General features: G+C 38.8%; 17 protein-coding genes. 8 read left to right on the top strand and 9 right to left on the bottom strand.

Annotated features, from left to right (window positions below; all coding sequences use genetic code 11):
- The first annotated feature begins 26 nt into the window (after nucleotides 1-26).
- From hscB to fdx, 3 genes are all read left to right on the top strand, one after another.
- Nucleotides 27-554 carry a co-chaperone HscB gene (gene hscB, locus B0169_RS09815; protein WP_077285792.1) on the top strand — a complete coding sequence of 176 codons (528 nt, stop codon included), beginning with the start codon at nucleotides 27-29 and terminating at the stop codon, nucleotides 552-554.
- A 101-nt stretch (nucleotides 555-655) separates the two neighbouring features.
- On the top strand, nucleotides 656-2,518 hold the full coding sequence (gene hscA / locus B0169_RS09810; protein ID WP_077285791.1) for a Fe-S protein assembly chaperone HscA: 1,863 nt from the start codon (nucleotides 656-658) through the stop codon (nucleotides 2,516-2,518).
- A gap of 4 nt (nucleotides 2,519-2,522) precedes the next feature.
- Nucleotides 2,523-2,861, top strand: coding sequence for an ISC system 2Fe-2S type ferredoxin (gene fdx / locus B0169_RS09805; RefSeq protein WP_077285790.1), 339 nt, complete (start codon nucleotides 2,523-2,525; stop codon nucleotides 2,859-2,861).
- A gap of 60 nt (nucleotides 2,862-2,921) precedes the next feature.
- Here fdx and B0169_RS09800 read toward each other — a convergent pair whose 3' ends face one another.
- A complete protein-coding gene (locus B0169_RS09800; RefSeq protein ID WP_077285789.1) occupies nucleotides 2,922-4,367 on the bottom strand; it encodes an ankyrin repeat domain-containing protein in 1,446 nt (481 codons plus the stop codon).
- Between the two features lie 244 nt (nucleotides 4,368-4,611).
- On the opposite strand from B0169_RS09800, the gene B0169_RS09795 reads away from it, so the two are divergent.
- The 3 genes from B0169_RS09795 (at nucleotide 4,612) to B0169_RS09785 (ending at nucleotide 12,081) form a co-directional block, all read left to right on the top strand.
- Nucleotides 4,612-6,714, top strand: coding sequence for a winged helix-turn-helix domain-containing protein (locus tag B0169_RS09795; protein ID WP_143323501.1), 2,103 nt, complete (start codon nucleotides 4,612-4,614; stop codon nucleotides 6,712-6,714).
- Nucleotides 6,715-7,157: 443 nt separating this feature from the next.
- Nucleotides 7,158-9,293, top strand: a complete 2,136-nt coding sequence (locus B0169_RS09790; protein WP_077285787.1) for a methyl-accepting chemotaxis protein — start codon at nucleotides 7,158-7,160, stop codon at nucleotides 9,291-9,293.
- A gap of 373 nt (nucleotides 9,294-9,666) precedes the next feature.
- Nucleotides 9,667-12,081 (top strand): bifunctional diguanylate cyclase/phosphodiesterase, encoded by a 2,415-nt coding sequence (locus B0169_RS09785; protein WP_077285786.1) that lies wholly within the window; start codon nucleotides 9,667-9,669, stop codon nucleotides 12,079-12,081.
- A gap of 97 nt (nucleotides 12,082-12,178) precedes the next feature.
- On the opposite strand, the gene B0169_RS09780 is transcribed toward B0169_RS09785, so the two are convergent.
- Genes B0169_RS09780 through B0169_RS09765 form a run of 4 tightly spaced genes read right to left on the bottom strand, consistent with a single transcriptional unit; the run spans nucleotide 12,179 to nucleotide 18,963 of the window.
- Nucleotides 12,179-13,204 (bottom strand): zinc-binding dehydrogenase, encoded by a 1,026-nt coding sequence (locus tag B0169_RS09780; RefSeq protein ID WP_077285785.1) that lies wholly within the window; start codon nucleotides 13,202-13,204, stop codon nucleotides 12,179-12,181.
- 10 nt (nucleotides 13,205-13,214) lie between these two features.
- A complete protein-coding gene (locus B0169_RS09775) occupies nucleotides 13,215-14,627 on the bottom strand; it encodes a TolC family protein (RefSeq protein WP_077285784.1) in 1,413 nt (470 codons plus the stop codon).
- Nucleotides 14,620-17,772 carry an efflux RND transporter permease subunit gene (locus tag B0169_RS09770; RefSeq protein WP_077285783.1) on the bottom strand — a complete coding sequence of 1,051 codons (3,153 nt, stop codon included), beginning with the start codon at nucleotides 17,770-17,772 and terminating at the stop codon, nucleotides 14,620-14,622. Before B0169_RS09770 ends, B0169_RS09775 begins: the two co-directional genes overlap by 8 nt.
- Nucleotides 17,773-17,781: 9 nt before the next feature.
- Complete coding sequence (locus B0169_RS09765) at nucleotides 17,782-18,963, bottom strand: efflux RND transporter periplasmic adaptor subunit (protein ID WP_077285873.1); 1,182 nt, start codon at nucleotides 18,961-18,963, stop codon at nucleotides 17,782-17,784.
- Between the two features lie 138 nt (nucleotides 18,964-19,101).
- Here B0169_RS09765 and B0169_RS09760 point away from each other — a divergent pair, with 138 nt between their 5' ends.
- Nucleotides 19,102-20,049 (top strand): LysR family transcriptional regulator, encoded by a 948-nt coding sequence (locus tag B0169_RS09760; RefSeq protein WP_077285782.1) that lies wholly within the window; start codon nucleotides 19,102-19,104, stop codon nucleotides 20,047-20,049.
- 47 nt (nucleotides 20,050-20,096) lie between these two features.
- Here the strand turns inward: B0169_RS09760 and B0169_RS09755 are convergent, their stop codons facing one another.
- On the bottom strand, nucleotides 20,097-21,068 hold the full coding sequence (locus B0169_RS09755; RefSeq protein ID WP_077285781.1) for a sensor domain-containing diguanylate cyclase: 972 nt from the start codon (nucleotides 21,066-21,068) through the stop codon (nucleotides 20,097-20,099).
- A 410-nt stretch (nucleotides 21,069-21,478) separates the two neighbouring features.
- Between B0169_RS09755 and B0169_RS09750 the strand changes: the two genes are divergently transcribed.
- Nucleotides 21,479-23,971: an acylase gene (locus B0169_RS09750; RefSeq protein WP_179143622.1), complete on the top strand. Its 2,493-nt coding sequence runs from the start codon at nucleotides 21,479-21,481 to the stop codon at nucleotides 23,969-23,971.
- A gap of 94 nt (nucleotides 23,972-24,065) precedes the next feature.
- Here the strand turns inward: B0169_RS09750 and B0169_RS09745 are convergent, their stop codons facing one another.
- The 3 genes from B0169_RS09745 to B0169_RS09735 form a co-directional block, all read right to left on the bottom strand.
- The gene (locus B0169_RS09745) at nucleotides 24,066-24,680 is read right to left on the bottom strand and encodes an MlaC/ttg2D family ABC transporter substrate-binding protein (RefSeq protein ID WP_077285779.1); all 615 of its coding nucleotides are present in this window, start codon (nucleotides 24,678-24,680) and stop codon (nucleotides 24,066-24,068) included.
- 150 nt (nucleotides 24,681-24,830) lie between these two features.
- The gene (locus B0169_RS09740; protein ID WP_077285778.1) at nucleotides 24,831-25,415 is read right to left on the bottom strand and encodes a TetR/AcrR family transcriptional regulator; all 585 of its coding nucleotides are present in this window, start codon (nucleotides 25,413-25,415) and stop codon (nucleotides 24,831-24,833) included.
- A 664-nt stretch (nucleotides 25,416-26,079) separates the two neighbouring features.
- Nucleotides 26,080-26,895 carry a TIR domain-containing protein gene (locus tag B0169_RS09735; RefSeq protein ID WP_077285777.1) on the bottom strand — a complete coding sequence of 272 codons (816 nt, stop codon included), beginning with the start codon at nucleotides 26,893-26,895 and terminating at the stop codon, nucleotides 26,080-26,082.
- Nucleotides 26,896-26,908: the final 13 nt, after the last annotated feature.

The raw sequence follows: 26,908 nt of genomic DNA, 5'->3' as shown, positions 1-26,908 counted from the left end.
GAGTGATTAGTTTCACTGGAGTGGTTGTGAATTATTTTCAATTATTTGGTTTAGAAGTTCAGTTTACTATTGACTTAACTAGGCTTTCAACACTTTATCAAACATTACAGAAAAAAGTGCATCCTGACCGTTTTGCTCATGCATCAAGCCAAGAGCAAATGTTAGCGGTAAAAAAATCTACGCTGATTAATGACGCCTACCAAACATTAAAAAATCCACTAAAACGTGCGCAATATCTTTTAGAGTTGCGCGGCGTTAATATGCCTAGTGAACAAGCCTCTTTTGGCGATGTCAGTTTTTTAATGCGTCAAATGGAATTGCGAGAAATGCTTGCCGAAGTTAAGCACGCTGATGATATTGATTCAGCAGTGTTTGAAGTTTCTCAAGTATTTGAGTCAGAATTCCAGCAGTTATTTAATCAACTGCAAAGTCAATTGGCTGATAATAGCGCTGAATCTAATCATCTGGCTTGTGATAATTTAAGAAAACTTAAGTTTTATCAGAAACTACATGTTGAGTTGGATAAACTCGAAGAACAGTTGTTAGACGATTAAGCTGAAAATTAACCCGTTTATAGCTGCATTTAATTATTCGATAACACCAATGCAGCTATTAATAAAAAATTCGTAAAACTATTACCTAACGAGCTTTTACAATGGCATTATTACAAATCGCTGAACCCGGACAAAGTACCGTTCCTCACGAACATCGACTTGCTGCTGGCATCGACCTTGGTACCACAAATTCTTTAATTGCCAGTGTCAAAAGTGGCCTAGCTGAAACAATTGCTGACGCTAATGGTATTGACATTTTGCCCTCTGTTGTTAGCTACCAACGTGATGAGATTTTGGTAGGGCATCAAGCAAAAAATTTCGCAGTAAGTGATCCTGAAAATACTATCGTATCGGCTAAGCGTCTTATAGGCCGTTCTAAAACCGATATTAGCACTAAGTATGCTTCACTACCTTATGCGTTTTCTGGTGATGAAAACCATCCTTCAATATCGACTCGTACTGGTGATGTTAACCCAGTACAAGTGTCAGCAGAAGTTCTTAAAACATTGGTTAAGCGTGCAGAGTTATCGCTTGGCGGAGAACTTACTGGCGTGGTGATCACTGTGCCGGCATACTTTGATGATGCTCAGCGTCACAGTACCAAAGATGCAGCTAAGCTAGCCGGTGTTAACGTATTACGCTTATTAAATGAACCTACTGCAGCTGCCGTTGCTTACGGTTTGGATAGTGGTCAAGAAGGGGTTGTTGCCGTTTATGATTTAGGTGGTGGTACTTTTGATATTTCAATACTGCGTTTAAATAAAGGCGTATTTGAAGTGTTAGCAACCGGTGGCGATTCTGCACTCGGTGGTGACGATTTTGACGGCGTACTTGTTGATCATCTTATTGCTAAAGCGGGGCTAGTTCGCCCGTTATCGACATCTTTGGAACGCCAATTAACTCAGCAAGCATGCTTGGCTAAAGAGCAGTTGTCAGCAAACGATAGTGTCGAAGTATCACTGACATTGTCTGAAGGAAAAGTGTGGTCTGAAAACCTCACGCGTGGTGACTTTGAACAACTGATCGCGCCACTAGTGAAGAAAACACTACGTGCTTGTCGACGCGCAGTAAAAGATGCTGAGCTAGTCATTGATGATGTTATTGAAGTTGTGATGGTAGGGGGATCAACTCGTGTTCCTTTAGTACGCCAAGAAGTTGAAGACTTTTTCAAGCAAAAGCCACTAACCTCAATTGACCCTGATAAAGTGGTTGCCATAGGTGCAGCAATTCAAGCCGATATTTTAGCGGGCAACAAGCCTGATAGTGATATGCTGCTACTTGATGTTATTCCTTTATCTTTGGGTTTGGAAACTATGGGAGGCCTAGTTGAAAAGGTGATTACCCGTAACACCACTATTCCTGTCGCAAAAGCACAAGAGTTCACCACTTTTAAAGATGGGCAAACGGCAATGGCTGTGCACGTTTTACAAGGTGAACGTGAGCTAGTTGATGATTGTCGTTCGTTAGCACGGTTTGAGCTTCGTGGTATCCCTGCAATGACTGCCGGTGCAGCCCATATTAGGGTAACCTTTAAAGTTGATGCTGATGGTTTGCTTGAAGTTTCAGCAATGGAAAAATCAACCGGTGTTGAGTCTAGTATTACCGTAAAACCTAGCTTTGGTCTAGAAGAGCAAGAAATCACTAAAATGCTGAAAGACTCGATGGAAAATGCAGAGCAAGACATGCAAGCGCGAATGTTAAAAGAGCAGCAAGTTGAAGCGTCACGCGTGATTGAATCAATTCAAGCAGCGCTTGTTGTTGATAGTGCGTTGCTTAACGAAGCTGAAATTGGCGAAATTAATCATGCCATCACAGCACTTGCACAAATAAGCCAAACAGGTAATGCCGATGAAGTTGAATCGGCAATAGAAACATTAAATAATAGCACCGCCCTATTTGCTGAACGTAGAATGGACTCCTCCATTAAAACAGCACTTTCTGGCCATTCAGTTGACGAGGTTTAGTTAAATGCCACAAATAATATTTTTACCCAATGAAGATCTTTGCCCTGACGGTGCAGTAGTACAAGCTGAAAAAGGCGAAAGCGTTTTAGATGTAGCACTTAAAAATGATATTGGTGTTGAACACGCCTGTGAAAAAGTTTGTGCATGCACGACTTGCCATATGATCATTCGTGAAGGCTTTGACTCTATCGCTGAAAGTGACGAGTTAGAAGACGACATGCTTGATAAAGCTTGGGGCTTAGAGCCCGATTCTCGCCTTGGTTGTCAAGCTTTGGTTGGCGATGAAGACCTAGTGGTAGAAATTCCTAAGTACACGGTTAATATGGTGTCTGAAAATCACTAGTTGATGGTAATGTAGTCAATTATAAAGGGTAATAACAGCGATGTTATTACCCTTTTTTAGTTAGCTTTTAGTTAGTAATGGTATTAAGACCTCTCGATTATGTTCTCTCAAGTGACCTAGCGCACTTTTCCCTGTGCTATCTTTTAAATCAATTTTTGCACCGAACTTTAAAAACAAAGCTGCTAGCTCGGTGTTCCCAACGCTAGCTATGTACATTAAAGGGGTGTAGCTTTCTAAATCACCAATGTTAGGATCCGCATTTTTTTCAAGCAATAACTGCACACGTTCTAAATTATTATCACGATTAGCTAAATAGGTGGCTAAAGCTAAGGCAGTATTTCCTCGTTCATCTCTGGCGTTAATATCTAAGTTATTTTTTAATAATTTATCGAGTAATGGAGATAATGCTAATGCTTGAGGGTATAGCATTAATAATTGCGTTAAATAGGATTCACCATAAATATTCTTCTCATGAATATTGATACCTAGATCAATTAAAGCATCAAATAACAGCCAATTTCCTTGCTCAATAACGTAACTGGGCAAGCTGATATTATTAAGTGTTAAAGTCGCTAACTCAGGTACAGCATTGATGACTTTTCGAGATCTCTCAGGAGGTAATTGATAAATAAGTTGAATAAGCAGTTCTTTGGTTAAATTGGTGTTATTTTTCCACGTGGGATGTTGAGAGAACTGTTTTTTTAGCGTGTCGACTGAGGCCGTTTTAATCGCTACTAATAATGCGTGCTGCATAGCAGGAGTCGTCTTATATTCTTGCAATACATTTTTAATCCACTGCTGTTGGGTTGACACTCTGGCATAATATTCCGTTACGCCATAAATACCCTCTATACCTTGATTCTCTTGCCAAGAGCTAACACCAGCAATATAAAGCTTGTTATCTTGTTCAATAAACGCCGGTCCGCCACTATCGTGAGGACCACTTATACCTTCTAACCTAAGAGCATGCTCTGGCTTGTCAAATGTGAAGGATAATTGGCTTGGGCTAGTCCTTGTTATGATATTTGTCGCGGCTCTGAGTATAGCTTTAGTACTTATGATCCCTTTAATACCGTTGCCAAAATTACCATTACCAACGAAAGTGACTTGCTTACCCTGTTCATCAGACAAAGGATAAAGTAGGGCTGGTCGCGAGTTATTCATTGGCCACTTTAACCGTAATAATGCCATATCATAAGCATTTGTTTCGATGTTGTTTTTTGGATGTACTTTGATCAATTCAACGGGGTATTTTTTTCCTAAGTGTTCGATAAAAAGAGGGCGTTGCTCTTTAGGAGTAACGCAGTGCGCTGCGGTGAGTACCCATGAGGGATCTATAACTGTACCAACGCAGCCATCATTATAAGTTATTGAGTCTTTATATCTTTCTGCTAGCTTTTGATAATCCTTATCGTCAATGTCGTGTCGAATCACAATCGCTTGAGCCATAGTTGCTGTTAAGTACACTATGACGAGCAGTGTTACTTTAATATGATATTTAAGCATCGTTTTTTTATAGCCTTATTGTTGTATTGGTTATCTGTATTTTTAGGTCAAATTCATTGAAAAATTAAATAGTTTTTGTACGAACTTTTACCTGATAAAATGCAAAAAATTATTGCCACTGTTTATACCTCAATAAAAAATACAGGCGATGATGAAGATGATATTTTTTTATGATTAAAACATGATGTCTAATTAAATCAATGAGATAAGTTTTATTTTTTCGCTGTAAAAAGGAAGTAAAGTGTTGGAAAAATTTAAAATTGGTGAATATCATGTTGATGTGAAACGTAATCAACTGGATATTTTGGGTCGCACAATATTATTAGAACCCAAAGTAATGGATGTTCTTCATCATTTAGCTCTACATCAAGGTGACGTCGTGAGCCAACAAGAACTATTTGAAGCTCTTTGGCCAAATAGCTTATTTAGTTCCGGTTCAGTTCTTCGTTGTATTGCGCAGCTAAGAAAAGCATTAGGCGATGATGCAAAAAAACAGTCTATTATTCATACGCACCCAAAGCGTGGTTATAGCTTAAAGCTCGAAGTCGAACAACTTACTGATCTGCCTTTAAAAAAATTGCAATCAACTGGAGCAGAAAATCGCTTAGCGGTTACAAACATCTTTTCAAAAGATAAGCGAGCTGTTAATAAAAGCGCAAAAAGCATGTTTTATCAATGCATCTATTTTATCAGCTTTGTTTTATTAGGCTGTATTTTGTGGAAAGCATACAGCCCCTCAGTTGTTAAAACGCAATTTAGTGAGTTGACTCCCATCACTTCAACACAATCTTTTGAGTATCAACCTAAGCTTTCCCCAGTGAGTGACACTGCTGTATTTATTCGAATAGAAAATGAACATCAAACACACTTGTGGATAAAGCATTTAGCCACAAAAAAGGAATATCGGTTGAGTAAGGATAGCCAAGAATTTTTATCGTTAACTTGGTCAAGCGATGGCAAAGCAATAGCATATATTAGTAAAGTCAACAGTGGTTTTGAACTGGGGTATTTTGATCTTCCGAAATCGATGTCTAAGCCATTAAGTGCAAACGTTATCTATCGTTTTCAAAGTAATAAGCATATAGGGTCAATACAATGGGGGAAGAACAATCACCTGTATTATCTGTCTTATCCAAATGAAGATTTAGTCTCAACAAAAGCTACAATACATTCTGTTGATCTGATGACAAAGACTGCTCATTTGATTTGGCAACAAAATAATAACTTTATGCCCTATGATATGAGCTTATCCCCCGATAACAATACTCTGGCATTATCAGGGTACGGAAAAAACTTTCAAACTGATATTAAGCTACTTACTCTTAAAGATAAGTCACTGATGCCCTTAATAGCTAATTTGCCCGTTTATACACAAATAAGCTGGCACCCATTAGGTGAACACCTCTTGCTTACCGATATAAGAGAGCTAAAACTTCTTAGTTTGAAAGGTGATGTACAAGTCATTGATTGGTTAAATTTTAGAGATATAGAGAGCCCAAGTTTTAATAGTCAAGGAGATAAAATAGCCCTGGTTTTATCGATGACAGATGTAGACTTGTTACTTCAGTCGGCTAATGACAATAACGAGTTAACAACAGTCGCGAACTCAAATGCAATAGACTCAAGTGCAGATATTTCGCCTGGCGGGACTGGCATTGTTTATTTATCTGAGAATGCTGGGTACCAACAAGTTTATTTCTATCACGCGGGAACAACTGAATTACTTTATGCTAATAAAAATCGCCAAAGTATAGATAGCGCACCGCTGTGGTCAAATGACGGCAAAACAGTTTTAATAAATTTAGGCACGAAATTATTGTTTATTGACCCATCAACTAAAAAAATCAGCTCCATAGAAAAATCGAAAAATCTTTCATATGTTTATGCTTGGTATCAAAAGGAAAATGCCTTGTTAACCGATTATAGGAGTGACAAAGGTATTACTGTTACTAAATATAATTTAGACACTAATAAGTTAACTCAAATAACAAGTGGGAATATCAATTATGCTCATTTAGTAGAAGACGAACTTGTTATCATTAAAGAGAATAGCATTATAAAAGTCATAAAAAATAATGAGCTTGTTCTCTATAAAGCAAGTGATGATCACAAGATTGTTGCCTCAGCCTCTACTGGTGATGGAGTGCTATTTCAACTAAATTATGAAGCTGATAACGGAACAACAAGCAAAGAGTTATGGCAGGTTGATATGAAAGGAAAGCAAGCAACATACCTCAGTACATTACCGACCATATTTGATAAAATAATTGATGTTAGTGCTGATGGTAGTCAGCGTTTATTTACGACCCCTAACCAACAAGAAAAAGATATTGTTGTATTAGAATAAATCTTTTGGTCTTAATAGGAAGATACCATTTATAAAGCCTCTAAAAAATCACGAGTTGATTCAATTTACTGATGTTATAAAAGGCTAATAATATCAATGTTATTAGTTTTTTTATGCGACATTAACAATCACTCAGTTGACTCTGAATATTTTTTGCTATTTTGGATAAACAAAGCCTAATTTATATGGCGAGAATGACTTTCTCTAACTATGGTTAGTTATGTTTATGATATATAAATATAATACTTTTTCACAAAGGGCTGATGAAAATGAGATATGAGATGCTATGGAGCTGTGCGAATTCAAATAGCACAGTGCACAGTTGTCCAGAGTAACTATGTTCCTCAATCAATACCTTATCTATATCGTTTTTTAGCTGAAATTCTACATACTGAAGTGTCATGGTGTGTTTACTAATACCTGATCTTATTTGAGGTTGTTAAATGTTATTACAAAAGAAAAGCTTATCTTTGAAGTTATTGCTAGTGGTTGGAGGCTTGTTGATTTTAATGTCATTAAGTTTCATTCTAGTGAGTTCAATATCCTTAAATGATGCAGAAAAAGACATTGTTTCTGAGGTTAGCACAGAAGTTCGAGCTCAAATTGAGCAAACAGTTGCCGCCAAGTCGAGTGCCATTGCTGCTGATATCTCTAGTGTTTTCAATGAAAACTACGTCTACCCTTACAAGTTAGCGAAACAACTCGCTGCGAGTATCGAAGGCAAGCTACCTGAGCCTTATAGTCGTGGGCAAGTTGAAGCTATGGTAAAAAATAGCTTGTCGTATAGTAAAGTTTCATCAATGTATGCACAATTTGATGCTGATCAGTTTGACGGTAAGGATGCAAGTTTCGCCACAGGTTATACACATTCAGTTGCGGGTGCTGGCAGTTTAGAAGTTTATTTTTTTCGTGAGCAAGGTAACCTGATATCGCAGCAAATTGTTGACGATTCAGCAGAAAAATATGATGAAACGTTAGATGAGTTTGGTAATCGTGCTGCACAATGGTATCTGTGCTCTAAAGAAAATTTAAAGCCCTGTATTAGTAACCCTTATAAATATGAAATCAGACCTGGTTATACGGAACTGATGACGAGTTTAGTTGTGCCTGTTATTGCTAATGGCGAGTTTAGAGGGGTGGTTGGTTCTGATCTTAATTTACCCATATTGCAAGAAAAAGCCCAGCAATTAAAAGCGTCACTATATGGCGGAAAAGCAAGTGTATTAATTGTTAGTCAGGACGGCTTTTTGGCTGCGGCAACTGAGCAAGAGGATAACTTGGCAAGGCCCATTAAAGAAGTGTTTAGCAGTAGTGCAGAGCTAATGAGTATTTCGGGGCAAAATAAATCGATTGTTATTGATGATTTATTATATGTGGTTCGGCCAATTAAAATAAATGTTGCTGGTAATGAGTGGCACTTAATTGTTGGTATTGATATTAATGTGGCTATGTCACCCGTAGCTAAAATATCGAATGGTATTACTGAAATTATTCATGAAATATTAATCAGTTTTCTTGTACTAGCTTTAGTTTCTACTATTCTCGCTCTAATTTTGGTGAATTTCTTTACTCGCAGTATTGTTAAGCCAGTAAAAGCTGTAGCAGATAAAATGGCTGAACTTGCTGGCCAAGGTGGTGACCTAACGCAAGAGCTTCAGGTGCATTCACATGCTGAGCTAATTAGCTTGAGTGTTGCCTTTAACCAGTTTAGAGAAACCGTTAGAGATTTATTAGAGCAAGCAAAAAAATCTGGGCAAATGGTACTTGAGCAAAGTGAAGAAAGTAAGCACAACGCGGAACAAACCCATGCACAAATATCACTGCAAGAAATGGAAGTTAATAGCATTGTCACGGCCATTACTGAGATGTCAGCTACGGCATCTGAAGTTGCCACAACTGCATCTAATGCCGCTACCAATGCTGATGCTGCAAGTCATTCTATTAAAGGCACTGAGTCAGATGTTTCTTTGGCAACAACTGAAATTACTACCTTGTCAAACGAGATGGCAACCGCTACAGATGCGGTAAAAGCAGTTTCAATGCGCAGCGAAGATATCAGAAAAATACTCGACGTTATTAGTGCTATTGCTGATCAAACCAACTTACTGGCTTTAAATGCAGCAATTGAAGCCGCCAGAGCCGGCGATCATGGTCGAGGTTTCAGTGTCGTTGCAGATGAAGTACGAGCTCTAGCATCAAAAACGGCAGACTCTGTTGATGAAATATCGCAAGTCATCTCTTCACTACAAGAAGAAGTTACTACGACAGTGAATCTTATTGAGCAAGGTACTGAAAAGGCGCAGGTGGCAGCATCTAAATCTAATGCCGCTTTCGTTAAAATGAAAGAAACGGTTAGTCAAATAGGCGAAGTTACTCAGCATATTATTCAAATTGCCGCTGCTGCAGAAGAACAAAGCCAAGTGTCTGAAGAGCTAAATAGAAATATGGTGATTGTTGGAGATGCCACTAAGGAAGTGTTGGTTTTATCTGAAGCTTCTAAGCAAAGTGCAATGATAATTAATACTGATATTATCGCGTTAGAGAATGTGCTTAGTAAGCTTAAAACCAGTAAAAGCTAAGGTAATTGGTGAATAATTTGCCAGGCCGTTTTTAGTTTGCTTTAGTTTAGTTTAGTTTAGTTTAGTTTAGTTTAGTTTAGTTTAGTTTAGTTTAGTTGGGTCAAGTTAGATTAGGTTAAAGGCATTAACGCTTTATGTTATTGCCTTTTTTTGTTGTATTCCAATAAAAACAGTTAAGAAATTCCCTCGTACTTTTGTTAATAACAAATTCAGAGTACTTATATTTTTACGTTAATCACCTGAAAGCCTTATCAAAATTTTATGTTAAATAGACACTGCGCTAAAAATTTGTTCTACTTAAAGTAAACGCTTCGAGTTGACCCGTTAATGTTCGAAGACCTATATTTTTGCAATAACTTTTAGGCAGTAAAATTTGTCCGAGCTATCTAAATCACAAATTATAAAAAGCTTAACGATTACGAATCAATTTGCTACCGATATTTTATTACTTAATACCCCCAATGAGGTATGGCAATATTTAGCGCAAAATATTGTTGAAAAACTTGGTTTTGATGATGCGGTTATTTACACCTTAGATACTGGAGGGGAAACCCTAAGCCGTAAGTCGGGCTTTGATAAAAAAGCGCCAAACAACACCGGCGATACAAATAACAATTCAATACGCGATACCTCAGAAAACAGCATTGTAATTCCTTTTAATCAAGGTGTTATTGGTAAAGTGGCGGCAACTAAAAAAGCTATTTTAGTAAAAGACATCCGTAAGTTTGATAGTTTTATTGTTGATGATCACCGTACGCTATCTGAATTGGCTGTGCCCATTTTATTTAAAGAGCAATTATTAGGGGTTATCGACTCGGAAAGTTCGCAAGTCAATTTTTACACCGAATTTCATCAGAAAACCTTAACAGCATTAGCTTCGATTGCCGCGATAAAAATATCTCAAATTATTAAAGTTGATGGTTTAGAGGAGATAATTGAGAATTTAGAATATTCCAATAAAATTCAAGATGCATTATTTGAAATTGCTGAACTGACTTTTAAAACTAAAACTATTGGAGAGTTTTATCGACACTTACACCAATGTATTGGTCGTTTAACTTTTGCCAAAAACTTTTTTGTCGCATTGCTTAAAGATAATGGTAAAACTATTGAATTTCCATACGCGGTTGACGAATTAGACCAAGATGCTTTTGATGAGTTTGACCAGGGACAAATATTTGAAAAGGTCGCTATTGATCCAAATAATTTAAGCATTACCGGCTATACACTGTCGAAAGACAAACCTTTTTTGTTATATGAAAAAGACATTCAAAGAATGCTTGATAACAAAGAGCTTTATATTCTTGGTAGTATTCCAAAAGCATGGCTAGGCGTGCCTTTTGGTAAAGGGAATAGCAAAGGTATTGTGGTTGTACAAAGTTACAGCACTGACTTTTTATTCCAAGAAAAAGACAAACAGCTATTATCTTTTGTTGCCAAGCACATCAATAATGCGATTGAAAGAATGGAAGCTCAGCAGAAACTGCAGTTTTTAGCCTTACATGATCCCTTAACCCATTTACCTAACCGTTCACTGTTTCAAGATCGAATCCAACATGCTTTTTTGCATTGCCAGAATAATCGCCTCGACCATATCGCTATATTATTTATTGATGTCGATAGATTTAAACAAATTAATGACAGTTATGGCCACCATGTTGGCGATAAGTTGCTGATTGAAATTGTCAAAGCTATAACCAGCACATTAAGGAACACCGACACTTTGGCGCGACTAGGTGGTGACGAATTTGCCATATTGCTCTATGGAAAAATTGACCATGAAGCTATTTGCCGTATCACTGAAAGTATTATTTCCGCGATGACGATAGCTTTTAATATTGACGGTTTAACCATTTTTAGCAGCGTAAGCATTGGTATTGCAGCTTATAGCGAAACCAGTGAAAGTGCAGAGCAGTTGTTGATTGATGCTGATCATGCAATGTATCAAGCTAAGTTAAAAGGGCGCAACCAGTATGTGTTTTTTGAAGCACTTGAAGAACAAAAAAAATCAAGCAATGTGAAACTTGAATATGACTTTGATCATGCGATCACACATCAAGAATTTATTGGTAGTTATCAACCCTTGATTGACTTTAATACTGATGCTGTTATTGGTGCTGAAGTGTTAGTGCGTTGGCAACACCCCAAATTGGGGCTGTTGTTTCCAGATGTGTTTATCCCCATTTTAGAAAAATCAGGACAAATTATTCAATTAGATTTGTATATGCTCAAGTTAGCGTTGAATAACCTCAACCAATGGGGGGCTTGGTTACCTGAACACTTTAAACTTAATGTTAATGTTTCAACATCAGGTTTTGCATCGCAAGACTTTATTACCTATTTACAAGCAGAACATCAGAAAGCGGGCGCTTTTACACGTCATTTGTGTGTTGAAATTACTGAAGAGAGCTTGATCTTGAATGTTGAGGCGGTGAAGAAGAACTTGGCCATTTTGAAAAGTATTAATATTCCTGTTGCATTAGATGATTTCGGTACAGGTTTTTCGTCGCTTAGCTATTTACATCAATTTTCTTTAGATTATTTGAAAATAGATAAAAGTTTTGTTGATGACCTAAACGAAGTCAATAATAAAGTATTGATACTTGATGCAGTCGTGAATTTAGCAAAATCATTAAAAATAAAAACCACTGCCGAGGGCATTGAAACAGAAGAGCAATATCAGAAGTTAAAAGAAATTGGCTGTAACTTGGGGCAAGGCTACCATATTGCCAGGCCGATGTTTGGTCGAGACTTTAAAGCTTTTCTTTTAAATCGAATGAAGTCATAAAACACCAAGATAAATCAAAGTAAACGCTTGGTTTATTATCAAAATATAGTGATGAATAACGCTTATCTGGCAATAGTCATTTAAAAAACACTATCTTTTAGCTGACTTTAACCACTTGCTTACCGGTAAAACCGCCCGCTAATTGTTTATTCAGTGCGGCAGAAATTTGCTCAGCATTAAAGTCAACTAAGCTAATATCAGGAACAACTAAGTCACCTTTCGCTAAGTTTTCAAGTAACAAATTACTCATAAAGCTCATGCGTTGTTGTGCACATAAGCTGTTAGCAAGCCAAGCGCCAGCAAGCGATACAATACTGATGTTAGGCGCTTTTCTAAAAAGCAGCTCTTGTTCAAAATTCGGTAAAGGTTTTAAACAGGCAATGCGGCCACAAAAGCGCATTAATTCAATATTTCGTTGCGTTGCATCGCCACCAATAGCATCAAGTATTGCGTCAAAACCTTGCGGGCCTAATTCACGGCGAATTTTTTGACAAAGATTACTATCTTGATAATCAAAAACCACGTCAGCTCCTAATGACCTAACTAGTTTATGGTTACGTTTGGCTGCGGTGGTAAAAACATCAGCACCACGTTGTTTGGCAAATTGAATGGCTATTTGACCAACGGCACCAGCGCCACCATCAATCAATAAGGTATCACCTTCAGTAATTTGTAATTTCTCGAGTGAAATGAGTGCTGTCATGCCCGGGCAGGGTAATGCCGCGGCGTGCGCTGAATTAATACTGTCAGGTATAACAGATACCGCATAGTTTGGTACTTTAGCATATTCACTGAGCACGCCTTGATCGCCCATACTAGCGTGCCACATAACTCGAGCACCAATGTTAGGGTAGATGCCTTTGGGAGCGTTAACAACAACACCAACGGCATCTAAGCCAAGTATATGTGGGTACCGCCAATGGCAAAAGCCTGTTTTAGCGTACTGTGCATCTAAAGGATTAAGGCCAACATACTCTATTTTAACCAACAATTCATTATCACAACATTGCGGTACACTCAGCTGAACTTGCTCTAATTGCATCTGTTCATTGGCGCAGGGCAAAACAATCGCTTGCATAGTTTTAGCGATAATATCATTAGGTAAAATATCAGTATCTGGCATTAATATATCTCTATCTGTTTGTTGTGCTTAACGCATAACTCCATTGCCCGTTAAATGATTGGTAAGCATTTACTTTAGCAAGCAAGGATGAAATTGTTGAATCAACAGCATTTTCTTGTGCTATTAAAACATCCTGACGCGCATCTAACAACTCTAAGTAAGGTATTTGCCCCTCTTCGTACATAGCATTTGCTTGTAAGAATGCTTTGTTAGCAAAGTGATAACGTTGCTTAGAAAACTGTTGCTGCTGCGCTTGGCTTAACAGTAGCTGTAATGCAAGTTCACTTTCATTTAATGCACTTAGTACCACTTGTTGGTAGTCGCTATAGGCTGCTTGTGTTAAAAATTGTTGTGCATCACGCTGTGCCAACAAAGCAGGGTAACTCAGCAGTGACCACTGTAATTGTGGTGCTATTTGCCACTGTTGCTGAGTATCACTAAAGCCATTGCTACCAATACTGACGACACCAGCAAAACTCGTTAAACTAATATCAGGTAATAGCGCTTTGCTAGCTGAAACACTTAAGCTGTTTGCTTGGCTAAAGTCATAAAGTGCACGGCTAATATCTGGCCTAAGGGCGATTGCTTTATTGGGCTCATTTAACGAAACACTAAATTCATGCTGTAAAATAGCCTGCTCGTTAGCCAAGGCTAAATCTTGTACTAAACGACCGGTTAATACCGCTAATGTTGATAAATCTCTGAACTTAGCGTATTCAATTACTGGCATTAAGGCTTGTTGTTGCTTTAATTGCGCTATTGTTCGATTTAAGTCGAGATCGTTAGCAACTCCTTCCTCAACACGGGCTTGTAATACCTCGATACTTTGTTTTAAGGCTGCTATTTGCAAAGCAAGAATACGTTGTTTTTCAACATTGCCTTGGTAACTTACATAGCCTTTAACCACGGATGAAACGATTTCAATTTGTAACAAGCGAACTTTTTCAGCTTGGCTCATGGCTGAGGCATTTGCAGCATCAACCAAAGCGGTAATTCGACCGAATAAATCCAGTTGCCAATTGAGCGCTAAATTAGCACTCGATTGACGACTGTTTGTCTCACCTAAACCATTGCGCTGAGCACCAATTTCAATCCCCCCTTGCGGGAGGTATTGTGCTTTTTGTTCTCCTAATCGTGCTAACGCACTTTTCAGCGTTAGTTGACTAGTTTGTAAGTTATGGTTATTAGCTAAAGCATCGTTAACTAACTGATTAAGTTGGTTTGAGTCGAGTTTTTGCCACCAGTTAATTTCACTGGGGCCACTTAACTCGTCTGCAATATTAGCTTGATTGACAAAGTCACTGACCAAGCTTTGCTCATTTGCCGTGTCAATTTTACTGGCACAGCCAGATAACAATACAGTTATCAGCATGGCACGGGCAGTTAGGCTGGTTTTCAGCTTTTTCTGTAGTAAATTAATCATCAGAAAGCTCCTGCACTTTTGCACTTTTACGGGTAACTAGCATGTAAAAAACAGGGGTGAACAATAAACCAAACACCGTGACACCAATCATGCCCGAGAATACAGCGTTACCCATGGCATGACGCATTTCTGCACCGGCACCAGTTGCCAATACTAATGGCACAACACCGGCAGTAAAGGCAATAGAGGTCATCAATATTGGACGTAAACGCATACGACAAGCTTCAAGTATTGCTGCCAAATGTGATAAACCTGAGTCGTGTCTATCTTTGGCAAATTCGACCATCAATATCGCATTTTTCGAGGCCAAGGCAACAAGCACTATTAAAGCAATTTGGGTAAATATATTATTATCTGAACCGACAAACCAAACGCCAAGTAAGGCAGAGAAAATAGTCATAGGAACAATTAAAATGATCGCCAATGGTAAGCGTAAACTCTCATATTGAGCGGCAAGTACCATAAAGACTAATAGCACCACTAGTGGGAAAATATAAACCATAGTGTTACCCGCAAGTACTTGTTGATAGGTAACTTCGGTCCATTCATATTCAATGCCGGCTGGCAGTGTTTTCGCTAATACATTCTCAATAGCTTGTTGTGCTTGGTCTGAACTGTAACCTGGTGCTGGGCTACCATTAAGTTCTGCACTTGGGTAACCGTTATAATGCATAACACGGTCTGGACCAATAGTTGGCGTTACTGTTAATACTGAACCAAGTGGCACCATGTTACCTGCACGATTACGTACTTTTAAGTTCAAAATCTGCGCAGGGTCTTGGCGATAGTCAGCATCGGCTTGGGCATTAACTTGGTATGTACGGCCAAATAAGTTGAAATCATTGACATAAACAGAGCCTAAGTAAATCTGTAAAGCGTCAAATACCTCATTCAATGGGATACCTTGGATCAATGCTTGTTCGCGATCAATATCAATATCCATTTGTGGTACTTGGATACGGAAGCTTGAGTACAGCCCCATTAAAGCAGGATCTTGTTGTGCCTTGCCAATAACCGCTTGTAGGCTATTAAATAAGGCTTCAAACCCCTTGTTTGCTCGGTCTTCAATTTGTAATTTAAAACCACCTGTTGTACCTAAGCCTTGAATCGGCGGTGGTGGAAATACCGCAACAAATGCTTCATCAATAGCGGCAAAACGTTGATTTAACTGCGCGGCAATCGCCATGGCAGATTGACTTGGATCGGTTCTATCGGCAAAAGCATCTAATGGTGTAAAAACAATACCGCTGTTAGGGCTGTTGGTAAAACCATTGACGGATAAGCCGGGAAAGGCAACCGTATGGGCTACACCTGGTACTTCTAAAGCAATTTTTTGCATTTGTGCCAGTACATCTTGCGTACGATCTAGGCTGGCGGCATCAGGTAATTGAGCAATAGCAACTAAATACTGTTTATCTTGTTGTGGAATAAAGCCACCCGGTACAGCATCAAACAACTTAATTGTACCGCCTACTAACGCGATATAAGCCACCATAACCACAACAGTCATACGGATAAGTTTTTGTACGAGTTTCTCATAACCTTTTGCACCGCGATTAAATACTCGGTTAAAAGGTTCAAATAACCAACGACCAAACAGTTTATTCAACAAACGCGTAAAGGCATCTGGTTTTGCGTCATGGGGTTTTAATAACAAAGCTGCCAACGCTGGTGATAGTGTCAGCGAGTTAAAGGCTGAAATAATGGTCGAAATCGTGATAGTTAAAGCAAATTGTTTATAAAATTGTCCTGATAAACCGGTAATAAAAGCGGTTGGAATGAATACCGCACTTAATACTAAGGCAATGGCAATAATAGGGCCGGTTACTTCGCTCATGGCAACACGCGTTGCTTCTAGTGGCGATAAGCCTTTTTCGATATTACGTTCGACATTCTCCACCACCACAATGGCATCATCGACCACGATACCAATCGCTAAAACTAAGCCAAATAGCGATAGGGTATTAATCGACACTCCTAACCATTGCATCACAGCAAAGGTACCGATCAGTGAAATAGGTACGGCAATTAATGGAATGATCGATGCGCGCCAGGTTTGTAAAAATACGATAACAACAATAACAACTAAGGCAATTGCTTCTAATAAAGTGGTAATAACCGCATCAATAGAGCCGCGAACGAAAACTGTTGGGTCGTAAACTATGTCGTATTCCACACCGGCAGGAAAGTCTTTCGCTAAACGCGCCATGGTTTCACGTACTTGATCAGAAAGCTCAATTGCGTTTGACCCCGGACGTTGGAAAATAGGCATAGCGAGTGCTGGTTGGTTATCAAGTTCAGCTCGAAGTGAATATGAGTCTTGACCTAATTCAACACGAGCAATATCAGATAAACGCGTTAATTGGCCTTGCTCTCCTACTTTGATAATGACTTGTTCAAATTCTTCGATACTGTTTAAACGACCTTTAACGTTTAACAATATTTGAAATTGGCTATCGTTAGAGATAGGTTGCGCGCCTAAACTACCTGCAGCAACTTGTTGGTTTTGAGCACGTAATGCTGTTACTACATCTGTTGCTGTTAATTCACGTGATGCCAAGGCATCTGGATTTAGCCATACACGCATAGCGTATTTACCGCCACCAAATAAACGAATATCGCCAACACCCGATAAACGAGCAATTTCATCTTTAATGTTTAGATCGGCATAGTTAGATAAGTAGGCTGTATCATGAGTTTTTTCTGGTGAATATAAATGTACCACCATGGTTAAATCCGGCGATGATTTCTCTGCTACTACACCTAAGCGTTGAACTTCTTCAGGTAAACGCGGCAAGGCACTGTTTACACGGTTTTGTACTTGTACTTGCGCTCGATCTAAATCAGTACCTAGGGCAAAGGTAACTGTTAATGTCATACGACCGTCGCTAGTTGCTTGTGAAAACATATAAAGCATGTTTTCTGTGCCATTAATTTCTTGCTCGAGCGGTGTTGCCACCGTTTGCGCAATAACCGTTGGGTTGGCACCTGGGTAACTGGCAGTAACGACTACCGTTGGTGGTACAACTTCAGGGTACTCGCTAACCGGTAATTGAAATAATGAAATACCACCACCGATCAAGATGATCAGCGACAATACCGCCGCAAAAATAGGGCGTTGAATAAAAAAGTGAGAAAAATTCATGTTCAGCTCTTAGTACTTAGCAACAAGGCTAGCATCATCAGTGGTAGATAAAGTAAATGCGATATCCGTGCTGTCAATGGTCACGGTATTCGGGTTAACAGGCATGCCTGGACCAACACGTGCTGGTCCGTTAACGGCAATAATGTCTCCTTCGCTTAAACCGGCAGTAATGGCACGCAGTTTTCCGTAACGTTCGCCAATTTCTACTAGCTTGTAGGCAAGTACATTGTTGTTATCTAAAGTCAGTACGAAACGGTTTTTTAAGTCTGTACCTATAGCACGCTCTGGCACAATAACTTGTTCAGTAATTGCGTTAGCTGCGAGTTTAATACGGGCAAAAGAACCGGCTCGTAATGGGTCATTTACTTGCTCATGCTTACCTTCAAAAATTGCTCGTACACGCAATGTTCCGGTTGACGCGTTAATGCGGTTATCAATAAAGTTAATATAGCCTTGGTGGGCAAAGTTTTGCTGACCTACTTTTTGCATAACTACTTGTTGCTTGCTAGCAGCAGTAACATCAGAAAATGAACTATTCCAAGTGCGTTCATCAATATCAAAGTAAGCATACATTTCATTATTCGACACAATTGACGTAAGCACGCTTTGGCCGGCAAGAACATTATTACCTCGAGTAATGTTAGCGCGCGAAATCACACCATCGATAGGAGAACGAACCGCAGTAAACTCCAAATCAAGTTGCGCTGAGGTTAATTGAGCTTGTAACGCCGCTAATTGCGCTTCACGTTGGTGTAACGTTGAAGTGCGAGCCTGTGCTTGCTCTGTTGAAATGGCATTACGCTCTGTTAGGCGAATAGCACGTGTTGCCTCGCTTTTAGCTTGATTTAAAGCGGCTTTAGCACTGAGTATTTGTGCTTCTAAACTCGCCACTACGGCGGTGAAAGGGCGATCATCTAATTGAAATAATAAATCACCTTGCTTTACTTCATCGCCTTCTTTAAACGTGATGTGTTCGATAACCCCTGATACGCGTGGCATAAGTGCCACTTCTTCAGGTGACTCTAAACGTGTCGTATAGGTATGCCAGCTTTGCACAGGCTTTACTAATACTTCTGCAACATCAATAGGCTGTAATGTTTTTTGTGCTGATTTTTGCGCAGACTCATCTGCACAGCCAGTGATAACTAAACTGATAGTGAGGATGGCGGCAATAATAAATGTTTTATTCATAATGGTGCTCTTTTGCTCATAAATATTACTTAAGTTCATGGCGTGCATGATACGTAACTAATACGTGCACAAAAAGCATAGATTTTTAAATTCATTAGTGCCAAAATTGCACCAATCAAAAATTTGTCGAGAGCAATTATGGATATGACAAGCCGGTTACTTATGCTGCTAGATGTTGTTGAGCACGGCTCGTTTGCTGGGGCTGCAGCAAGTCGTAATATTGATCGTTCAGTGATCTCAAAACAAATCAGCCGACTTGAAGATGACTTAGGTGTCAGGCTGTTAAATAGAACAACTCGCTCTTTTTCGCTAACGGCTGCAGGTGCGGAAATGATAAAGAAATCTCGAGAACTACGTGAATTGCTAGGACAAACAGTCAGACTGGCAGAAAATTATCACCAAGAGCCACGTGGGGTTTTAAAAGTAACGTCATCGACTATTATCGCTAAACGTTATTTACAGCCTGTGATCAATGATTTTCAAAAACGTTTTCCGCAAGTTGAAGTGGAATTACGCTTAGATGATCGGGTGATGGATATTGTTGCCGAGGGCTTTGATTTAGCGTTTCGGGTTGGTGAACCCAAAGACTCGACACTAATTGCTCGTAAGATTGCTCGTAATCGTATGATTATTCTTGCGTCTCCAGAGTTTATTGATACATATGGTATGCCAAAAACTATCGATGAATTATCATTATTACCCGTCGCAAATTATACCAGCACGTCTTTGCGTGTTACGACGATAAAGTATCTTGATGAGCACGGTGAGCGAATTGAGAAAAATATGAAAAGTGTTTTTCGAGCTAACGATGGCGAAATTTTATTATTAAAAGCACTTTCTGGTACGGCGTTCGTTGTTATGCCAGCATTTATTGTTGGCAGTGAAGTAGCCGATGGTCATTTAGTCCCCATATTACCTAATTTAAAGTTATTAGATTACAGTGCCATGTATGCGGTTTATCCTCACCGTGATTTACCGGTAAGAACACGATTATTTCTTGATGCCGTTCGTGAATACATTGGCAAAGATATCCCTATTTGGGAGTCAAATATTCCTAACTTTGAGCGTTTATATCAGGGCAGTTAGTAGATCTTTTTATCAGTTTGATCTGAAAAATCAAGTTCATGAAATGATCAATAACTATTGGGTTTATTGTGTTTTTTATTTTTAAACATTGCCATGTCAGCGGCATCTAGCAAATGTTCTATATTGATATGTTTATGCTTATCATAGGTTGCCACACCGTGGGCAAAAGATATTTCAGCAGGAAGCCTTAAAGCTTTACTGACTAAAATTAAATTATTAGCAAAACGCGTAATGGCTTGGTTGGCGGTTTCTAACTGCGTATCAGTAAGTAACACGACAAATTCGTCACCACCTATACGGGCACAAATATCTGAAACTCTGAAGGTGTTTTTAAGTTGTTCGGCAAATATTTTTAAAACCTTATCGCCAATAGTATGGCCATAATTGTCGTTAAAAAGCTTAAAGTCATTTAGATCAAAGTACGCCAAGTGACATATATTATTTTGCCTAGATGCCACTTCAAGACTGTGCTGACTTAAACGCTTAAAACCACGTCGATTGGTAATGTTTGTCAGCTCATCAATGTTAGCGAGCTGTAATGAAGAAATTTCGGTGGATACGAGTGAAGCTAGATCTGTTAAAGCGGTAACATCATCTTGGCTTAGTGTACGTTTTTTCGTATCGATAATACACAATGTACCTATGTTTTCACCACTCGGTGATGTGATGGGATGGCCGGCGTAAAAACGAATATTGGGGAAACCTGTGACTAAAGGGTTGTCAAAAAAACGCTGATCTTTAAGGGTATCCTCAATAATAAAAGCTTTATCTTGGTTGATAGCATGGCCACAAAAAGAAATATCTCGAGTGGTTTCTTTGACTGCTAAACCAACTGAAGATTTAAACCATTGACGTTCTTTATCGACTAAACTGATCAGTGCAATAGGCACATTAAAGAGTTTTTTGGCAAGGCGAGTGACTCGATCAAATCGCTCTTCTTTATCGGTATCTAATATTCTGAGGGCATATAACGATGCTAACCGGTTTTCTTCATTTTTTGGCTTAGCTGGAGCAAGCATTAGTTAGTACATAAAATTAAGACCATTGAACCAGTATAGTGCTATTTAAAAATTTAGTAGAAATATCGTTAATTTTATTTTCGGTAATTGAAAAATAGCTTTATATCGTGCTTTTTAGACCATTTTTCTTGTCACTTTATTGCTTTGAAAACGCCTAATTCAAACGCCTCTATAGCGAGTAACGCTGAGCTTTTAAGTCAATTTCTATACCTAACTAACGGATAAGTTGCTTATGAATAAAGAGACAATGTAGTAACGTTTTCCAAAAAATGAGTATTTGTGATTGGTTGATTATTGTGCAACTATTGTTGGTGTATTAGGCCTTAAGGCTATAAAAATTATAATAATAGTTAGATGAGAGGGAGTTTATTGTGAAGAATTCATTTCAATACTTACGTACACCATTAACCATGTTGAGTTTATCTTGCTTGCTTGCCGCTTGTGGTGGCGAACATACTTACATTGGCACACCAACCCCAACGACACCGGAGCCAACAACACCCCCAACTGTAGTCACTCCTGTGCCTTCATTCGATGATGACGGCATATTAACAGCAAATATACGCTGGACAGATTACGGTGTGCCTCATGTTACCGCAGATAACCTTGAAAGCATGTCATACGGTGTTGGTTATGCTTTTGCTAAAGACAATATCTGCGTACTTGCTGATCAAATATTAAAATATAATTCACAGCGAGCTAAGTATTTGGGGCCAGATATGGTGCCTGCATCTGGTGATTCTGAGCACCTGATAAATGACTTTGGTTTTTTGACCTTGGGCATAAGAGAGCATGCTGAAAAAAATATTAAGGCTTTATCTGCCAACAGTCAGGCCTTGTTATCAGGCTATGCCCAAGGTTATAACAAGTACTTAGCGGATACTGGTGTTGCTAACATTGATGTTGCATGTGCCAATATGCCATGGGTTCAACCTATTACTGATATTGATATGCTAACTTACTCCTTAGGTATCGCGTTATTACCTGGGGCTGCAAACTTTCTTGGTCCGATGTTTCTTGCAGCGCCTCCAGGCGAAAATTTTGCACCTTATCCGGCCAATGCAAGTGCTAACAATTATACGGTTAACTCTAAACCGGTCATTACGCTACCAGAGAAGAACCCGAGTGACTTAGGTTCAAATGGTTGGGGTTTAGGTAAAGACAAAACTGAAAACGGTAAAGGTATGGTCTTAGCTAATCCGCATTTTCCACATACCGGTAATTTACGTTTCTGGCAATTTCATATCACTATTCCTGAGCACTTAAATGTTATGGGGGGCTCTTTAACAGGTATGCCAGGTGTTGTTAATATTGGCTTTAATGAGAACGTTGCATGGACCCATACTTTCTCTTCTGCAGAACACTTTGTAGTATATCAACTGACATTGAACTCTAATGACCCAGCACAAATGTCGCAAGTGATTGATGGCACTAATCGCCTGATCACTCAAAAAGAATTTGTTATTGACGTTGCCGTTGCTCCAGGGCAAACCATTAAACTCGCTAAGAAAAGTTATTCAACCCATCATGGCCCTATGATTGTTGTTCCTGGCAATTTTGCGTGGGGGCCTGGTGGTAGTGCTTTTGCTATTAAAGACGCTAACTTAGGTAATGTAGATATTATCGACCATTGGCTTGCGATGAACTTAGCCGGCAATATAGAAGAGTTTAAGCAAGCATTTCAGGACTACGATGGGGTAATTTTTAACAATACCATGTCAGCAGATGCTGAAGGTAACGTATTTTATATTGATGACTCAACGGTGCCTAATTTAACCAGTACGGCCATTAATGCCATGACGACAAATCCGGCATTGATTGCTGCTAAGCAAGCCGCAGGATTTACCCTGTTACCAGGTTATCTATCAGCTTTTGATTTTGAACGGGCAGTACCTTACGCTGATGCTCCTAAATATTCAGGTACTGATTATGTGCAAAATTCAAACGACAGTTTCTGGTTAACGAACTTGAATGCCCCAATATCGGGCGTTTCACCTTTGTATGGCCCTGTTGAAAATCAACAGTCATTACGTTCTCGACTTGCACATAAATTGCTAGCAGACAGTGCGGGTAGCGATGGTTTGTTTAGCCCTGAAGAAGTTGAGCAAGCACTTTTTAGTAATCGTAGTTATCTTGCTGAAAGTATTTTGTCTCAGCTGTTAACTATATGCCAAGCGCAGGGCAGTACACCTGTCGCTCTTGGTGCTGATAACATAGATATTAGTGCGGGTTGCTCTGCATTAGCGCTATGGGATGGCACAATGAATAAAAATAGCAGCTCTGCACATTTATTTAGAGAGTTTGCGTTTTTGTTCGACCAAAACCCACAATGGCAACAAGACTTTGCTGTTGATAACGCAATAACCACACCAAAAGGTTTGGTGAGTAATACAACTACCCTTGAACAGTTTGCCCAAGCTATTGTTAATGTTGAGTCCGCTGGAGTGGCTTTAGATGCCACATTGGGCACTGTGCAATTTGTTGAGCGTAGCTTACCTGATGGTAGTGCTTCAGGCGTTAAAATTCCGTGGGCAGGTGCGCATAATATAGAAGGTGGTTTTAACGTTTTCAGTGCCCGCACCGGAAATGATGGTTCGCTATTACCGCGCCATGTCTATCCAGCGCAAAATAATGACTCAATATTGAGTGCTGAAGGTAAGGGCTATCATATTAGTTACGGTAGTAGTTGGATGACCGTAGTGAACTTTACTGAGGATGGTCCTGTTGCACGTGGTTTATTGAGTTACTCACAATCGAATGAATACGGCAGTGATCATAACTTAGACCAAACCTTGTTATATTCTCAGCAGCCTCAACTGAGACCGTTACGCTTTAGCGAAGAAGATATTGAGGCCAATAAGGTGTCAGAAATGACGATTACCTCAGCTGTTTCGAGTAACTAGCTTGTTTTGAATTATTCTATATCAAGGGCGTAAGCTCTAATACACAAAAAAGCCTGCATTATGCAGGCTTTTTCATTGAGATACTAAACAGAGGTTACTTAGTTATTGACGCAAGCTCTATAGTTACCTGATCTAAACCTAAATCGGATATTTTGCGGTTAAACTCTGATTGCTTAGTACTAATTAATGAAATTCCTTCAACAATCATGTCATAGGCTTTCCATTGGTGAGTTTTACGATCTTTGCGCATTTGAAAGGTTAGTTTGATATCGGGTTTACCGGTATCAACTATTTTTACATCCACAGACGCTGATCTCGCATTGGCTTTTAAATTAGCTTCAGGCTCAAACAAAACTTTTTGATTTTGATATTGAGTTAATGCATTGGCATATGTACGAACTAAATATGCACGCATAGCGGTAATAAACTTTACTCTTTGTTCAGCCGTTGTTTTTTTTAAGTGCTTACCCAAAATTTTAAATGCTGCATATTGGTAATCTACCGACGGCATTAACTCTTCTTCAACAATGTCTCGCATCAGCTCAGGAAACTTATTTAAAGCCTCTTGATTATTGGCAATCCTAGTAAATAGTTTATTGCCTGTTACTTCAATTACTTGGTAAGGAGAAACTGATGCCGTAGCCTCAGTTGCAACACTGTTTTGCATAAAGCCGATGAGTAATACTAAAAGTATTAGGAGCTGTTTCATGACGATCCTTGCGAGATAAAGTTAAAATGTGTTGATATTAATAATGGCGGGCATTATACATACCGACCGCACGGTCTGTAAATGGTTTTTAGGATTAAGGTAGACGATAAAGTGTTAAGAATTGTTAACCTAGAAACAATTAAAGGAAAACTAGCGTTTGAGCTGTTGCAGATAGCGGCAAAGTTCTTTAATCACTTTATCGAAAAGCTCTTTGTTTAATGAACTTTTACTTAAACTTGAAGAACCATGGAACGTTGAAACAATAAAGTAGGCGATTTGGCTAAAGTCCAAATCGGGTTTTAGTTGCTTACTAACGCGTAATAAATTGGTAGCAATTAATAAGTTCAGCTGTTGTTGCATCGCTAATATACGGATACGAAAGCCTTCATCAACTCCCGACATTTCTTGGCAGAGGTTATTAAGTGGGCAGCCACAGACAATTTCATCACAAGTCATCTCTTTCGACATTGCACTGAAAAAGTCACACAAACCTTGGATAGGATCTTCAGATTCTACCGGCGGTTGCCAAAGTGCAATAAAAGCCGGTGCGTACACCTCTTCAAATACCGCATAGCCCAGCTCCATCTTATTAGAAAAATGATAATAAAGAGCGCCTTTAGAAATCCCACAACGCGCTAAAATGCAAGATAAGCTTGTTGCAGTGAAACCCTTTTTATGAATTTCATCAGCGCTTATTTCAAGTATTTTTTTACGGGTTTGTTCAGCGTCTCTCATTAATTTTTTCTTTAAGCTGTGAAGGTGTTAATAGCGTTATTTTAACCGACCGATAGGTCGGTTGTAAAATTTTAATACGCTTGTTTTTAAATTTATTGTGATCATTCCAATATAGAACTAGAACGTTTCTAATGAAACTGGATCGGTTTTAGGTACAGATATGGAGCTGAAAGCCTTGTTTGTCACTCTATACACAGATATTCACTCTATTGTTGCTAAAAATAGCGTCTGTATTTATTCAAAGTATGGGAAGTCCAGATTATTATGCTGAGTAGTCCAAACCACTTCGCTTGATTAGACTCGCCATTGGTGCGCATTAACGTTAAAAGTTGCAATGAGCAAGCGCGTTTACACCTTAACTGAGTCTTAAACTAACTGAACTGTGCCCAAAGGCACTGAGTCATCATGCTTGAATAGTACCAGCGTAAGGTTAACCGATAAATGTCTAGTGCCCCTACTTAACCTATGGATAGACAGAGTAGGCAGTGATGAGATCACAATAAGAGAGCCTCTATATGTGTTTGCCGTAAACCGTTGTTTAATGGCTAATTGACATAGCGAAGTAGATGAACTTGTGAATTGACTGAACAATTAGCTGCCTAACGGCAGCTAAATAAACCCCTATTGCCTATTGACGGGAATAAGGCTCATATGTGTTATGCATTTATACTCGAATATCATAACCTGCACTTTTAAGTTCCTTAATGATGGCATAAGCCTGAGCATCAATAGATTCATCAACTTTTTTATATACTAAACCAGCAAGATCACTTGGAATTTCAACGTCTCCTTTATGGAGACAACACACTTTGGAACGCCCTAATTTACCAACAAAATATCCAAACTCGAAAATAACATTAGGTCTAGCTCTTAATTCTTTTACTCTATCAGCTTCATCGACTTCTAATTGATCTTTAGTCATTGCTATTTCATCAGGCGTTAAAAGTATAAATGCATATCCAACATCACTATTTTCTTCAAACTTCTCTATTACAGTATTACCTTTGTCAGCTTGACGATGTAAAACTATAGGTTCTAAGCCGATTTCGTGAATAAAGCGTTCTACATCTGTTTTTAATTGTGAGTCATGCCCATGAACGATAAATATTTTATTAGATAAAACAGGGGAATTACTTGTACTTTCTTTTTGCTTTAACTCTCCGTAAGCGTCTTCTTTGAGTGCATCCATTGTGTTTTTCAAGGCAGCAATTAATGCTGTTCTCACCTCTTCAAATTTAATAAGTTGATGGCCACTTGTCCTAGTTTTAACGGCTCTATTTGCTAATTTCACAGCTGCTGAATTTTCAGCCATAGAAGAATCAATAATATTTTGTGCTCTGGTTTTCCATTCTAACCATTTGGCTGTGTCATCACCTCCAAATTCACTTGCATCATAATCATTTGGAAAGCAAAAATTTTCTGTTGTAAATTCGTTACCAACTTCAATAAGTTTATTTATTACTTTGACTTTACTATCCATGAGAACCTTAATT

The organism is Cognaticolwellia aestuarii (genome assembly GCF_002000025.1).
Classification (GTDB): Bacteria; Pseudomonadota; Gammaproteobacteria; order Enterobacterales; family Alteromonadaceae; genus Cognaticolwellia; species Cognaticolwellia aestuarii.
Note: the sequence above shows the minus strand (reverse complement) of the source record. Positions and strands in the feature narration are given on the sequence as shown.

What these genes read in the sequence shown, in the direction of transcription:
- B0169_RS09755 (WP_077285781.1), bottom strand. Translation starts at nt 21,068, where the DNA reads ATGCTTGCTCCAGCTAAGCCAAAAAATGAAGAAAACCGGTTAGCATCG.
- B0169_RS09760 (WP_077285782.1), top strand. Translation starts at nt 19,102, where the DNA reads ATGGATATGACAAGCCGGTTACTTATGCTGCTAGATGTTGTTGAGCAC.
- B0169_RS09765 (WP_077285873.1), bottom strand. Translation starts at nt 18,963, where the DNA reads ATGAATAAAACATTTATTATTGCCGCCATCCTCACTATCAGTTTAGTT.
- fdx (WP_077285790.1), top strand. Translation starts at nt 2,523, where the DNA reads ATGCCACAAATAATATTTTTACCCAATGAAGATCTTTGCCCTGACGGT.
- B0169_RS09735 (WP_077285777.1), bottom strand. Translation starts at nt 26,895, where the DNA reads ATGGATAGTAAAGTCAAAGTAATAAATAAACTTATTGAAGTTGGTAAC.
- B0169_RS09750 (WP_179143622.1), top strand. Translation starts at nt 21,479, where the DNA reads ATGTTGAGTTTATCTTGCTTGCTTGCCGCTTGTGGTGGCGAACATACT.
- B0169_RS09770 (WP_077285783.1), bottom strand. Translation starts at nt 17,772, where the DNA reads ATGAATTTTTCTCACTTTTTTATTCAACGCCCTATTTTTGCGGCGGTA.
- B0169_RS09780 (WP_077285785.1), bottom strand. Translation starts at nt 13,204, where the DNA reads ATGCCAGATACTGATATTTTACCTAATGATATTATCGCTAAAACTATG.
- B0169_RS09790 (WP_077285787.1), top strand. Translation starts at nt 7,158, where the DNA reads ATGTTATTACAAAAGAAAAGCTTATCTTTGAAGTTATTGCTAGTGGTT.
- B0169_RS09775 (WP_077285784.1), bottom strand. Translation starts at nt 14,627, where the DNA reads ATGATTAATTTACTACAGAAAAAGCTGAAAACCAGCCTAACTGCCCGT.
- B0169_RS09740 (WP_077285778.1), bottom strand. Translation starts at nt 25,415, where the DNA reads ATGAGAGACGCTGAACAAACCCGTAAAAAAATACTTGAAATAAGCGCT.
- hscA (WP_077285791.1), top strand. Translation starts at nt 656, where the DNA reads ATGGCATTATTACAAATCGCTGAACCCGGACAAAGTACCGTTCCTCAC.
- B0169_RS09745 (WP_077285779.1), bottom strand. Translation starts at nt 24,680, where the DNA reads ATGAAACAGCTCCTAATACTTTTAGTATTACTCATCGGCTTTATGCAA.
- B0169_RS09800 (WP_077285789.1), bottom strand. Translation starts at nt 4,367, where the DNA reads ATGCTTAAATATCATATTAAAGTAACACTGCTCGTCATAGTGTACTTA.